This window comes from Prochlorococcus marinus str. MIT 0918 (assembly GCF_027359415.1).
Classification (GTDB): Bacteria; Cyanobacteriota; Cyanobacteriia; order PCC-6307; family Cyanobiaceae; genus Prochlorococcus_E; species Prochlorococcus_E marinus_C.
In genome coordinates, this window is sequence record NZ_CP114780.1 from 434,546 (window position 1) to 447,519 (window position 12,974).

The window sequence follows — 12,974 nt, forward strand, 5'->3', positions numbered from 1 at the left end:
TCATAAAGTATGAAAACAAATCCTAAAATAGATTCTCTACAACTTATGCTAACAGATTTAAGAACTAGGAATGAAGCTATACGCCACAAAGCAGCATTCAAAGGATGTCAACCAGAATTTCAATCGTTAGTTACTAAGCTAATCAAACAACTTGAGGATGATCTGTCTACTGAAAAAAAATTAATTCGAGATTAATAAAAAATCTAGATAATTCATCCTAATTCAAGACATGCCAAACCATAGATCTCTTTCATGGATATAGTTGGCTGCTCTCCTTTATACATTCTAACTGTATAAGATATGGGTTGAAAATTTAAATTAGTAAACAATATATTTGCATCTATATTGATGCCAGGAGAGTCTACAAGAATTATTCCAGGAAATTGCTTTATAAGATTTTGCAGTAGAAAACATGCCAAATCATGATTGTCTGCAATAAGTGGGCCAATACGGTGGCCTCGGCCTTCTTTTAGAAGGCATGTACGGATTCGTCCAAAGCCTACACATATACCTGACTGATTAACTAAAGCAAGTACTTTCCCATCGGTATTAGACAACCAATCAGAAAGAAAATGAGGACGAGGAGTATATTCTTTAGTAGAATCATATTTTTGAATTATATCTTGGGGTATTTGTGATCCTTCAAGTAATAAATAATCGTTAATATTAATACTATAAGAATCTTTCAGATCAGGCTTAACTGTGCTATCAATTCTCCACCTAGTAGTTATTGAAGATGGCATAAAACCCCAAGTTTGATAATCAGTAATACGATCTGGAGCGGCCTCTATACCAAGACAATTTACATGCTTTAAATGGTTTATTATATGCTTCCATAATTGTAGTCCAAACCCTTTACCTCTAAATCTATCATCAACGATAAATAAGCCTACAAAACCATAATTTTGATTATATTTTATTCCTGCAATACATCCTATAACTTTAGAATTCAAACAACCAACCCATAAGCCCTGTTTATCTGTATTACGATAAATATTTACATCTCCTAAACCTGGTGCAAAATTCTCTTTTATAGCGAGTTTAGTAATATAAGGAATATCATTATTAGTTAACGATCTTATCATAAAATTATTACTCATAAAACTAATTATTATCTGAGGAACTATAAATATAAGGTGCTAAAAATAGGAAAAGAAACCACCATATAGATATTAAAAAAACAAATAGAAGTCTTATAATCCAACTATTAGTGATTAAATATATAATAATAAGAACTAAAGTACCTGTTAATAAAATCGACCAAGGCTGACACCATTTTGGTTTATAAGACCAAAAAGATGAAATTACTGGCTTAGTTTCTGACTCCATTAAGAGAATTTTCCTGATGAATATAATTCTTTAAACTCTTCATAGCCACCTATAAAATTATTATCTATAAATACTTGGGGAAATGTAGAGGAATCGCTTCTCTTACTTATTTCAATAAATTTATCATCATCATTAACTTCAATTATATTATAAGTCAAATTGGTCGATTTGAGCATTCTAAGAAGGCGTGAAGACCACGGGCATTTAGGTAATGTAGCTATCTCTAAAACAAAAGAATTTTTATTAAATTGAGGTGGTTTCCTTTGAAAATTATAATCATTAGGGATACCAATAAGAAGATCTAATCCCTTATAGATTATAGCTCCTTCCTCTAGATGACCACCCCAAACTTTGCAATCTCCATCTGAAAAACTAATGTGCAAATGTACTTTATCTGGAGATATTGTTCCTATTAAGGTAATTACTTCTAAAATTTCTTCAAATATAGTAGGCGATTTCTTGCCAGGACATTGAATAGCAGCTTTTGATAAATCACCTATGACACCTATTATATGGCCTGAACAATCGTTGTTTTTTGCAAAAGACAAAACTGATGTCTTCAGATCATCTCCAGGGGATAATCTTAACGAATGAGTTTCCATTATTTTTAGTATAGAAAAAACAAATTAACTATTAATTCAGATTAACAAACTGCTTTATTCTTCTAAGCGGCGCACAATAAAATACATTGATATCAAAGAAGCAACGAAAACTAAAAGAAGGAATGCAGTCATTATTCAATTATTATCATTTTTATTTTTACACAGCAAGTGGGTAAAATCAATAAAATGTAAAGCAGCTATACATTTGATTTGCCAGTTAATTTATAGCTCAGAAGAAATTAATTTGGATATAGATCTTATATAATAAGACAAATAAAACATTAATCAGTGTATTTACAGACTAAAGCTAAGTACAGAATGCTAGCAAATAGAATAACACTAGCTAGATTTTTTCTTGCCATACCAATTTTAATTGCTTTAACTTTAGATAAAATCTTTATAGCCTGGTTGGTAATTTTGCTAGGAGGTATTCTTGACTGGTTAGATGGATTTTTTGCAAGAAAGGCAGATGGAGGAAATAAATGGGGGGCAATATTTGATCCTTTAGCAGACAAAATATTGTTACTTGCTCCACTTATATGGTTATCAAAAATCGAAATAATACCTTTCTGGTCAGTTTGGATATTATTTAGTAGGGAGCTTTTAATAACCTCGTGGAGGCAAAACGATCATAAAGGGGGACCTGCATCTTTAAGTGGAAAGGCAAAAACTTTATTGCAATTTATATCCGTGATTTTTATATTATGGCCGCCTTTAATTATTAAAGATGAATATCTATTAATTATAAGAACTATCGGAATTATATTTTATTGGTTATCTTTATTATTGGCCTTATATTCAGCGTATAAATATTTCAGGCCTAATTCAATATATCGTCAAGACTAAAATCTGGATTACTTTCCTTATTTAAACAATAATCATTTCTATAAAAATCAGCCAATCCTTCTTCAATACTAACTCTAGGCTCCCAATCAAGATCTTTTTTTATCAACGAAATATCGGTTAGAAAGTGATTAAGTCTTACAGGAAAAATTTTCCTCTCTTTCTTATTTAGTCCTGATGGGTCGAAGACTTTAAAAATCAATTCATTGGGATCCTTTCCACAAGCAATGGCACATATATTAATTAATCCTATAAAAGTAATACCTTCAGAATTTGAGCAATTATAAATCTTATTAAGTGAAGAATTATTTTCTAAAGAAGATACAATTGCTTCTGCTAGATCAGAAACATGTCCTAGTTGCGTAATAGTATTTGCTTCTAATGGTAAAGGGATAGGACGCGAATGAATTATTCGATCAAAAAACCATTTTTCTATAGGATTATAATTACCAGCACCATATATATACGTTGGTCTAAAGATAGTAAAAGGAATATTAGATGAAGATAACCATTCTTCAGTTTTTGCCTTTCCTATGTGTCTACTATTAGGATCAATAGGGGAATTCTCCTGTAGGGGCCATTTTTCAGTATCTTTATAGATTCCTGCTGAACTTAGATATATAAATCTGTGAGATGGGTGTCCTGTGTTTGCAATTACTTTTTCTGTTTCTTCACGAGACCTACCAGAAGTATCGATAATCACATCAAATCTGTTGCCTTTTAATTGTTCTAAGTCTTCAGTTTTCCTATCACCTTTGATGTGAGTAACTTTTGATGGTAATGGGTTAAGACCTCTAGTAAATAATGTAATGTCATATCCTTTTAAAATTAATTTCTGAACAATTGCTTTCCCAACGAAGCGAGTGCCACCCATGACAAGAGTTTTCATGGTGATAAAAAAACGAATATAACCATTGAAGCGTGTTAAGTGTTTGCTAAATCAAACCATTGAGATGGAAGATATATAAAGATAAGTTTTTATAGTGATAGAGATTATTCCTGCCATCGATCTCTTAGGAGGTAAATGCGTAAGATTATTCCAAGGTGACTACTCAAAAGTAACTGAGTTTGAAAGTGATCCAGTTCAACAAGCATTGATATGGCAAAGGATGGGTGCCAGTAGATTGCATCTTGTTGATCTAGATGGAGCAAAAACAGGCAAGCCTGTCAATAATGAAACTATCAAATCAATTAGAAAATCACTTTCTATCCCAATGCAAATTGGAGGAGGAATAAGAAGCGTAAAAAGAGCTGAGGAACTAATAGAAATAGGAGTTGATCAAGTAATCCTAGGAACAATAGCTATTGAGAACCAAGCCATGGCAATAGATTTGAGCAATAAACATCCCGATAAGATTATTATTGGTATTGACGCAAAGGACGGCAAAGTTGTCACAAGAGGTTGGTTAAAAAAAAGTGAAACCAGTGCTAATGAATTAGTTCAAAGTTTTTCAAATACAAAAATATCTAGATTAATCTGTACTGATATATCAAAAGACGGAACTTTAGAAGGTCCTAATTTGAATTTTCTTAGAGAAGTTGCTTCAGAATCAAAAGTTCCAATTATTGCATCAGGAGGTATAGGATCAATTGGAGATATTATTTCACTAATCCCATTAGAGCAATGTGGGATATGTGGAGTAATAGTAGGTAGAGCACTCTATGAAGGTAAAATTAACCTTGAAGAAGCTATAGAAATGATGGCTAACCATGATATTCAAGATGTAAATTTCAAGAATGACTTTTATGCTTAATCAAAAGCTTTAAAAACTTGCTGGTGACTTAAAGGGTAAAAACAAAAAAGACTGGAAGAAAAGAAGAAAGTTAGTTAACTTTAAAATGTAAGCTATTTGGACTGTAATTTGAAAGAGGGTGAACTCCAACAGATCCTACTTTTAGCTCCAGAGTTACTTGGTGAAAGCTTGTCACTGCAATTATCAAATGACAGTTTAAATATCGAAATTATTCGTGACAAGAAAAAACTAACCCAAAATCCCAGTTTAATAATCTGGTCTCTAGAAAACATAGATAATATAACAAGTATAGAAATAACACGGCTTAAAGCAAGGTGGCGCCCATCTCCTCTTCTTGTAATCCTACCTAGCAATCCTAATATTGATACTTCAATAGCCTTAACATTTGAATGCGATGGTATTCTCCAAGATCCTGATATTGATTTGTTAAGAGATGCAATCTCAACCCTACTATCAGGAGGAAGAATAATACGACTAACGGGTCTTTCAAACCAAAAGCTAAGTAGCAAACCCACTCTTTTAAATACTAGAACTTGGCTGTTAAACAACAGTTTCAAAGAAATAGACCTAGAATTATTTAGGTTAAATGAACTTTTAATTAAACCTTCTCATAACTTCCTAATTTTATTAGCCATAAAAGGAAGACAACGAGAACTGAAAAGTGCTAAATCATTTCTAATTTGGTTTTGGTCACCTCTTAGTATCTCACTAGAAAGAAAAATAAATAAGGTAAATGCAACCAAGTATGCCACAAGCATAACAATTTCAGAAAAAAATTCTAAAGCAGTTTGGAAAGAGATCTTTAGCCGTATTCAAGATTCTATAAACTCAGGGATAGACAATGCAACTGAAAGTTTATTTGCAATTGAAGGCTTAAACAAAGAAAAACAAATCGTTTTGCTAAGATCATTATTGCATGAGATTAATGATTTATTCATTAAACTTCAAACAGAAAACTTACAAGACTCAAATAACTATTTAGATACATGGAATTCAATGCAAATCCATTTGAGGCAAATGGCTTTAAGAAAATTAACAGGTGGTTATCTAAGATTATTGTTAAATGATAACTTAATACAAGTAACAGATGAACTTATATCTAGAACTGAACTTACTGATATAGATGAGGATCTACCTAAAGCATCTCCTATGTTAGATTCAATAATTTCAAATAAGCCCCTATTAGTTGATGGGAAATTGTTACCGCCTGATGACCCAAGAGCGCTAATTAAACTAGAAGAATTAATATCTAATTGGTTAATAAGAACAGGAGAGATTATAAGTTCAGAAATTATAAACGTCTGCTCTCAATGGCCAGAATTAAGAGATTATCTTTTAACTCCAAGCTTATTCTCAACAAGGGAATTAGAGAGGCTTAGGAATACTCTTAACAGTCAGAAGAGATGGCAATATAATATTCAACGCCCTATACATCTCTATGAAAGCAAACGAAAATTTTACCAGCTAAATAATGGTAAAATCCAATCTATACTAGTTAATGAAACTAGGGATGTTGAATTAAGATCTTTAGGTTGGTGGCAAAAGCAAATAACTCTCTTAATAGAAGCAAGAGATGCCCTTGCTCCTCAACTGCAATCCTTTCTTAAGCATTTTGGAGATGTTATGGTTCTAATACTTACTAATGTTCTAGGACGTGCCATTGGCCTAGTTGGCAAAGGTATCATGCAAGGTATGGGAAGAACTATTTCAAGATAGGAATTATTATTCTTATAACTGATAGAAACGGAATATATTAAAAAAGATCTATTTATTTTTAATGTCTCAGTTTATAAAAAAAATATTTATTTTTATATCTGTTTTCTTATTGACTACGCAACCTGTTATAGCAGCAAGAGATACTGATAGTTTCGATGGTAATATTTACCCAATATATGCTGGCAATGGATCTCTAGTACCTCCTCAAAGTACCTTAAGAGACTCAATTAAAAATAATAGAACTAGCGTAATTATTTTCTATCTTGATGATAGTTCTGCCAGTAAAATGTTTGCACCTGTCGTATCAGGATTAAAATTACTTTGGACATCAACTATAGACCTAATACCTCTAACAATTGATGAGTTCCAAGAGAAAGAAAGTGATGACCCTTTAGATGAATCATATTATTGGCATGGCAATATACCTCAAGTAGTAGTCATTAATGGCAATGGTGAGGTATTACTAGATTCTGAAGGTCAAGTTTCATTAAAAGAAATAAATAAAGCTATAAGCAATGCTACAGGACTTGAACCTCCAGATTTTACTGTTTCTATAAAGAGCTTTAATGAATATAATAGTGATGCATCAAAAGATGGATATACAGATCCAAGGTGATTTGTTTTAATAAGCTAATTTTATACTAAAAAAAACATTTTAATCTATCATATAAAATATTTGAATAAAGGTATTTTAAATGAATATCATACTTTTTATAATAATTTCCTTTTTGTTTTTTGAATTTTTACATTACTCCAGAAAAATTTCACCTCTAAATTTAGAACCCTCTAATTGGAAAGTAATTAGTGAGCAAGGAAAAACAATTGTTAATGGCAAGATTAAAATTACAAATCCACATAAAAGAATGGAAGTTATGGTTCCTAAATTTGAATTAAAACCATTATTAATAGGTAACGGTAGATATCAAAATGTAACCATTGAAACTAACTTAAAACTAAGTGGTCAGGGTACAAATACTAACTATACAAATTATTGGCAAGCTAATATTGTAAAATCAAAATCTGCATCTGTTATTGATGTAGGTATTATTCTAGTTGATAATTCAAATGAACTTTCAGGCTTATGTAATATATGGATGGAAGTCAATTGGATTAATTATGGTCCTTTTGGTCAAATTATAAGAAAAGATGGTTTTAATATACCTATAAAATACCCAGAAAAATTAACTCATAATAATGCTAATTTTAAAAATTCAACTTATTTTTCTACATTGCCTATAAAAACTCATGTATTAGGTGTTTTAGATGATCCTTATAAGTTAATTAAAAATTATACTACTAATATAATTATGCCTGGAGATATAATAACTATTGGAGAAACTCCTTTATCTATAATGCAAGGTAGATATCATCATCCAAATAATATAAATACTACCTTATTATCAAGATCATTATGTTACTTTTTTCATCCAACAAGTAGTCTAGCAACTGCTTGTGGCATGCAATCTCTAATCAATGAGGTTGGTCCGTCTAGGGTGATTATTGCTTGGATAATTGGATCAGCATTTAAACTAATAAGAGTTAAAGGAATGTTTTATAGGCTTGCTGGAGAGCAAGCAAGACTTGTCGATGACATAACTGGCACAACTCCACCCTATGATCAATCAATTGTGATGGGACCAAAAGATCCCTATGCTTTTTGCAAATATTTATACCAAGAGACTGGTTTAAATATTGCAATCGTCGACGTTAATGACCTAGGAAAAGTTAAAATACTTGCTTCAAGTAAAAATGCAGATAGGTCCCTTATTAAGAAAGCATTAAAATCCAATCCAGCTGGTAACGCAGATGAACAAACTCCATTGGTTCTCATTAGACCTTTAAAATAAATTAAGAGCTAATTTAAAAATAACTATATAGATTTAAAAGAAGACTTAATAGCAAAATTCATAATAACTAGATAGATTTATAAGCAAGACTTTATTGCAACCTTGACAACTCTACTTGATCGCACTATTAAGGTTGATTATCTACAAATCAAACACCTATTTAATAGCTCTTTACAAAACAAAGGTAATCTCTCAAGATTACTAAATTTAATGCTTTTAAAAAATTGGTTGGCCAGATTAGAAGGATATATGAATAATTATTCTGCTAAGAGGCAACCCTATTGTCTTGCTGCATTAGAAAAAGAAGTTTTAATATCAATCTTAATAATCCATCCAAACAATAGAAGAGGCAGTTGCTGGGCAATTTCTATACCACTTGTCATTCAAGAACCAATATTTAATAGCCTAACAGATATAAAAAAAGCACTTCTTAAAGCAACCTTAGAAATAAAAGCTCAAGAGCTTGAAAATATTATTCTTAAATATCCTATAAAGTCCAATGAAGATATCTCAATAGCAAGAGAGTTAGGTTTTCAACCACTTAAAGTATATAGAACTTGGTCAGATAAATTAGACATATTTAAAGATAACTTAGGTTCTAAAAGTAATAATTATACTAATTCCCTAAAGTGGGAGTCCTTAAACAAAATAAATTCCGAAAGGGTTTGGAAACTTAAGATCTCCGGTGAGTCATTACATTATAGAGAAATAATTAATAGTCAACCTATAGATTATCTCAATCGCTTTAATAAATTAACAGGCATTTTAATTTCTTCAAATGGATTCTATAAGAATGCAATAGCTGGAATAATTCAAAAAGAATATCCACTTGAAAAAACAACTTATCAAATAGTTAGAGATTTGGCTTGGGATTCAAGATTACAAAGTGAACTCCCAAAAATTTTAAATAAAATTTATTTATATAACAATGAAATCTTGATAGAAACAAATAGTAAGGATGAAACATTAAACAATTTATTAGTTAATATAGGATTAATAGAAAAAGAAGAAAAACTTCTTTTGGGAAAAAGTAACTTAATCAGAAAATCGAAAAAGTCATATCGATTACAAAAAGATAGTTGGGAGTCAGTGCTAGGCAATATTCAATCTCAGACGCCCCCCTTACCCTCTCCAACCCTCGATCAAAGATAAAAATGTCAAGACCTAAGCCTACTTCAATTCTTAGTATGGATATAGGAAGCAAAAGGATAGGCCTCGCAGGTTGTGATCCTCTTGGTATAACTGTTACAGAGCTTGTTCCAATCCATAGAACTATATTTATAGAAGAACTTGAGATTATAAAAAACTATTGTTTTTCAAGAGCCATCAAAGGATTGGTCTTTGGATTACCTCTAGATGAAATGGGTCGGCTAACCACTCAAGCCTTATATTGCCAAAACTATGGAATAAAAATTGCAAAGAAACTTGCTTTACCATTAGCTTGGGTTAATGAACATAGCAGCAGCTGGGAAGCTGGGCAAAAGTACAACCTTCAAAATGATCGATCCGGAAAGCTTGATAGTGCTGCGGCCGCTCTATTACTTGAACAGTGGCTAAGAGAAGGTCCAGATCTTCAAGAAATAGGCTCTTCTCACTTCTCATAAAGAGAATTAAATACCTGTCAACAAATTAATCAAACATCAACAGCCATGTCACACTCAAACCTAACAAATAACAATGAAGTACCCACTCTTTTAATAACTGACAGCAAAGGAAATGAACTTCTCTGTTTTCTAGAGCAGGTTGTACCTATCAACAATGTTGAGTATGTATTACTAACTCCCGTTGATACACCAGTAACTCTTTTTCGATTAAGAGAAAGTTTAGATCCTGAATTGATTGAAACAATAGAAAAAAAAGAACCCATTCTTGAAATGGCTGATGTTGTACTACAAGAGTATGATTTGAGACTAATTAGATCAGCTGTTACACTCACTGTTACAGGAGAACTAGAGGAGCCAGAACCTGAAGAATTAGAAGAAAAAGATTTTGATGAAGATTCTGAACTATATGAATTACTAGTTAACTTCAAACTGAAAGAAGAAGAGTATGGACTTTATATTCCTTTAGATCCATTTTTTGTTGTTGGAAAACTAATAGACGGTCAAGCTTCAGTTTTAGAAGGTGAGGAATTTGACAAGATTCAACCTTTAATTGAATCAGAACTAGATAAAAGAGAATTCTAAATGTTAATAAACACTGAAGTTCTCAAGGCAAAATGGAATACTGGCAAAGATATCAGAAAAATCTCATATAATGAGATAAAAGATAAAGGAATTAAGTTGCTTTTACTTGATGTAGATGGAACTCTTTTACCTAGAAATGAAATTAAAGTCCACCATTCTGTCTATCAATGGATTCAAGAAGCAAAGAGAAACTTTAAAATACATTTAATCAGTAATAATCCATCAAAAAGAAGGATTCAATCTATAGCAAAACAATTAAATGTAACCTTTACATATAAGGCCATAAAACCAAGAAAGAAAGCAATTGTTAAATCTATACAGCCCTTTAATTTCTACAATAAAGAGATAGCTATTATTGGTGATAGAATCTTTACTGATATACTTGTTGGTAATCGTTTAGGAATCTATACTATTCTAGTCAAGCCAATAGACTCAAATGGAAATGTTATTCAAGACAACAAAATGCAAATTATAGAAAATAAAGTAGCTTCTATAATTGGGGCTTATAAATAATGACACTATGGACTATAAAAATTGGTACTAGTTTACTTAGAGGAACTAAAAATCTGAGAACAAACACAATAATAAATGAATATTGTAAATACATTGCTGAATCTAAAGATAAAGGTGATCAAATCATAATCGTATCAAGTGGAGCAGTAGGCCTAGGATGTACTAAACTAGGTTTTAAGGAGAGACCTAGTGATATTAATTCACTGCAAGCAGCAGCAGCAGTAGGTCAAGGCTATCTTATGTCGCTTTATGAAAGTGCTATGAGTAATCATGGGTATAATGTTGCACAAATACTTTTAACCAGGGAAGATTTTCAATCAAGAAAGAATTTTAATAATGCTTCATTAACAATTAAAAGACTTCTTGATTGGAAAATCTTACCAATAATCAATGAAAATGATTCTATATCAAATGAAGAATTAAAATATGGAGATAATGACACATTATCTGCATTAGTATCATCAGCAATTTGCGCAGATCAACTTATTTTACTAACTGATATAGATAAACTTTATTCATCTGATCCAAGAACTAATAAAGAAGCTAAACCAATAACTGATGTACATAATTCTAAAGACTTAGTACAACTTAAAATTGATTCAACAAATTCAGGAAATTGGGGAACTGGTGGAATTAAAACCAAGCTCACTGCTGCTCAAATTTCTACTAAAAATGGAATAACAGTTCACCTTGCAGACGGAAGAGATCCCTTAATACTTAAGAAAATTCTTAATGGTTCAAGAGGAGGAACTGTTTTCCATCCAAATCCAAAACCTATGGGGACAAAGAAATGTTGGTTAGCTCATGCCTTACATTCGCAAGGCTCATTATATTTAGATGAAGGTGCTTTCAATGCTATAGAAAACAAAGGTGCATCTCTTTTACTAGTTGGAATAAAACGAATAGAAGGAGAATTCAATGCGAATCAACCAGTAACAGTTTTTAATTTGGATGGACTCCAAGTTGCTAAGGGGATTAGTTCTTTAAGCAGTCAAGAAATAAGAGCTAAAATAAATAATCCTATAAGATCCAAACAATCACCTATTGTTATTCACAGAGATGTTTTAGTACTTACAAGTGAATTTATTTCTTGAAAATGACCTTTAATCATTCCTTACAGCCATGAAATTTCTAGATATAATTAATATCCTTAAAAATGGAGAATCAGGAGTTCTCGAATTTTCTATCTCAAATAATCCTCAAATTTATCAAGCTGCATCTTTAGAAAAAGCCACAGAGAGTCAAATAAGTTTTCTTGAAGAAGGAAGTTATTTACTTCAAGAGTTAAACAAAACAAATGCTTCAGCTTTAATACTTCCTAATAAAAAAGAGTTATCAAATAATATTACAAAGAGAAAAATAGCCTGGGTTACTGTTAAAGAGCCAAGAATTGCATTTGCTGAAATCTTAGAAATTATTTATCCTAAAATTATTCCTATTAAGGATATCCATAATTCTGCTATTATTGGTACAAATGTAGATATAGGAGAACACGTATCAATAGGTGCAAATGTAACTATTGCATCTAATTGCAAGATAAATTCTGAAGTTATTATTCATCCTGGAGTAGTAATATACAATGATGTGACTATTGGCAGTGGTTCTGAATTGCATTCAAATTGTGTACTTCATCCACATACCAATATAGGTAAGAATTGTGTCATACATTCACACGCTGTGATTGGGTCTGAAGGGTTTGGCTTTATACCTACAAGGAAAGGTTGGAGAAAGATGCCACAGACTGGAAAAGTAATTATTCAAAACAATGTAGAAATTGGTTGTGGGACAACAGTTGACAGACCAGCTGTTGGAGAAACAGTTATAGGTGCAGGAACAAAAATTGATAATTTAGTACAAATCGGACATGGCGTTGAAATAGGAAAAAACTGTGCCATGGCTGCTCAAGTAGGAATTGCAGGGGGTGCAAAAATTGGAGATGGAGTAATTTTGGCTGGTCAAGTTGGCGTAGGGAACAGAGTAAATGTAGGGGCAAATGTAATTGCTAGCTCTAAATGTGGTATTCATGCAGATATCGAAGCAGGTCAAATAATTAGTGGTTTTCCTGCTATGCCAAATAAACTATGGTTGAGATGTTCAGCAAATTTCAAAAGACTTCCAGAAATAGCTAAAGCAATTAGAAACCTCAATCGATCTAATTAAATTAAAATTAAAATAATTAAAAAA

The 12,974-nt window shown here is 31.6% G+C and carries 16 protein-coding genes; 12 read left to right on the forward strand and 4 right to left on the reverse strand.

Annotation, left to right across the window (positions count from 1 at the left end; genetic code table 11):
* Nucleotides 1–9: 9 nt before the first annotated feature.
* Complete coding sequence (locus tag O5636_RS02320) at nt 10–195, forward strand: hypothetical protein (protein ID WP_269623012.1); 186 nt, start codon at nt 10–12, stop codon at nt 193–195.
* Nucleotides 196–212: 17 nt separating this feature from the next.
* Here the strand turns inward: O5636_RS02320 and O5636_RS02325 are convergent, their stop codons facing one another.
* From O5636_RS02325 to O5636_RS02330, 3 genes are read right to left on the reverse strand one after another with little or no spacing between them, the layout of a single operon-like run.
* Nucleotides 213–1,100 carry a GNAT family N-acetyltransferase gene (locus O5636_RS02325; protein ID WP_269623013.1) on the reverse strand — a complete coding sequence of 296 codons (888 nt, stop codon included), beginning with the start codon at nt 1,098–1,100 and terminating at the stop codon, nt 213–215.
* Between the two features lie 4 nt (nt 1,101–1,104).
* Nucleotides 1,105–1,329 (reverse strand): DUF6737 family protein, encoded by a 225-nt coding sequence (locus O5636_RS09710; RefSeq protein ID WP_332299712.1) that lies wholly within the window; start codon nt 1,327–1,329, stop codon nt 1,105–1,107.
* On the reverse strand, nt 1,329–1,931 hold the full coding sequence (locus O5636_RS02330; RefSeq protein ID WP_269623014.1) for a PCC domain-containing protein: 603 nt from the start codon (nt 1,929–1,931) through the stop codon (nt 1,329–1,331). The genes O5636_RS09710 and O5636_RS02330 overlap by 1 nt, the downstream gene beginning before the upstream one ends.
* A gap of 288 nt (nt 1,932–2,219) precedes the next feature.
* On the opposite strand from O5636_RS02330, the gene pgsA reads away from it, so the two are divergent.
* Nucleotides 2,220–2,777, forward strand: a complete 558-nt coding sequence (gene pgsA / locus O5636_RS02335; protein ID WP_269623015.1) for a CDP-diacylglycerol--glycerol-3-phosphate 3-phosphatidyltransferase — start codon at nt 2,220–2,222, stop codon at nt 2,775–2,777.
* Here pgsA and O5636_RS02340 read toward each other — a convergent pair.
* On the reverse strand, nt 2,752–3,663 hold the full coding sequence (locus O5636_RS02340; protein WP_269623016.1) for an NAD-dependent epimerase/dehydratase family protein: 912 nt from the start codon (nt 3,661–3,663) through the stop codon (nt 2,752–2,754). The genes pgsA and O5636_RS02340 overlap by 26 nt on opposite strands.
* Before the next feature lie 97 nt (nt 3,664–3,760).
* Here O5636_RS02340 and hisA point away from each other — a divergent pair, with 97 nt between their 5' ends.
* The 10 genes from hisA to lpxD all read left to right on the forward strand — a co-directional run bounded on the left by hisA (nt 3,761) and on the right by lpxD (nt 12,950).
* The gene (gene hisA / locus O5636_RS02345) at nt 3,761–4,528 is read left to right on the forward strand and encodes a 1-(5-phosphoribosyl)-5-[(5-phosphoribosylamino)methylideneamino]imidazole-4-carboxamide isomerase (protein ID WP_269623504.1); all 768 of its coding nucleotides are present in this window, start codon (nt 3,761–3,763) and stop codon (nt 4,526–4,528) included.
* 108 nt (nt 4,529–4,636) lie between these two features.
* Nucleotides 4,637–6,244, forward strand: a complete 1,608-nt coding sequence (locus tag O5636_RS02350; RefSeq protein WP_269623017.1) for a DUF3685 domain-containing protein — start codon at nt 4,637–4,639, stop codon at nt 6,242–6,244.
* Nucleotides 6,245–6,305: 61 nt separating this feature from the next.
* Nucleotides 6,306–6,860, forward strand: coding sequence for a thylakoid membrane photosystem I accumulation factor (locus O5636_RS02355; RefSeq protein ID WP_269623018.1), 555 nt, complete (start codon nt 6,306–6,308; stop codon nt 6,858–6,860).
* Between the two features lie 79 nt (nt 6,861–6,939).
* A complete protein-coding gene (locus tag O5636_RS02360) occupies nt 6,940–8,091 on the forward strand; it encodes a F420-0:Gamma-glutamyl ligase (RefSeq protein ID WP_269623019.1) in 1,152 nt (383 codons plus the stop codon).
* A 102-nt stretch (nt 8,092–8,193) separates the two neighbouring features.
* Nucleotides 8,194–9,243, forward strand: coding sequence for a hypothetical protein (locus O5636_RS02365; RefSeq protein WP_269623020.1), 1,050 nt, complete (start codon nt 8,194–8,196; stop codon nt 9,241–9,243).
* Between the two features lie 2 nt (nt 9,244–9,245).
* The gene (gene ruvX / locus O5636_RS02370; RefSeq protein ID WP_269623021.1) at nt 9,246–9,695 is read left to right on the forward strand and encodes a Holliday junction resolvase RuvX; all 450 of its coding nucleotides are present in this window, start codon (nt 9,246–9,248) and stop codon (nt 9,693–9,695) included.
* A gap of 45 nt (nt 9,696–9,740) precedes the next feature.
* On the forward strand, nt 9,741–10,277 hold the full coding sequence (locus tag O5636_RS02375) for a DUF3727 domain-containing protein (RefSeq protein ID WP_269623022.1): 537 nt from the start codon (nt 9,741–9,743) through the stop codon (nt 10,275–10,277).
* Entirely contained in the window at nt 10,278–10,790 is a 513-nt protein-coding gene (locus tag O5636_RS02380; RefSeq protein ID WP_269623023.1) for a YqeG family HAD IIIA-type phosphatase, read from the forward strand.
* Nucleotides 10,790–11,884, forward strand: coding sequence for a glutamate 5-kinase (gene proB, locus O5636_RS02385; protein ID WP_269623024.1), 1,095 nt, complete (start codon nt 10,790–10,792; stop codon nt 11,882–11,884). Before O5636_RS02380 ends, proB begins: the two co-directional genes overlap by 1 nt.
* 28 nt (nt 11,885–11,912) lie before the next feature.
* Nucleotides 11,913–12,950, forward strand: a complete 1,038-nt coding sequence (lpxD, locus tag O5636_RS02390) for a UDP-3-O-(3-hydroxymyristoyl)glucosamine N-acyltransferase (protein ID WP_269623025.1) — start codon at nt 11,913–11,915, stop codon at nt 12,948–12,950.
* Nucleotides 12,951–12,974 lie beyond the last annotated feature (24 nt).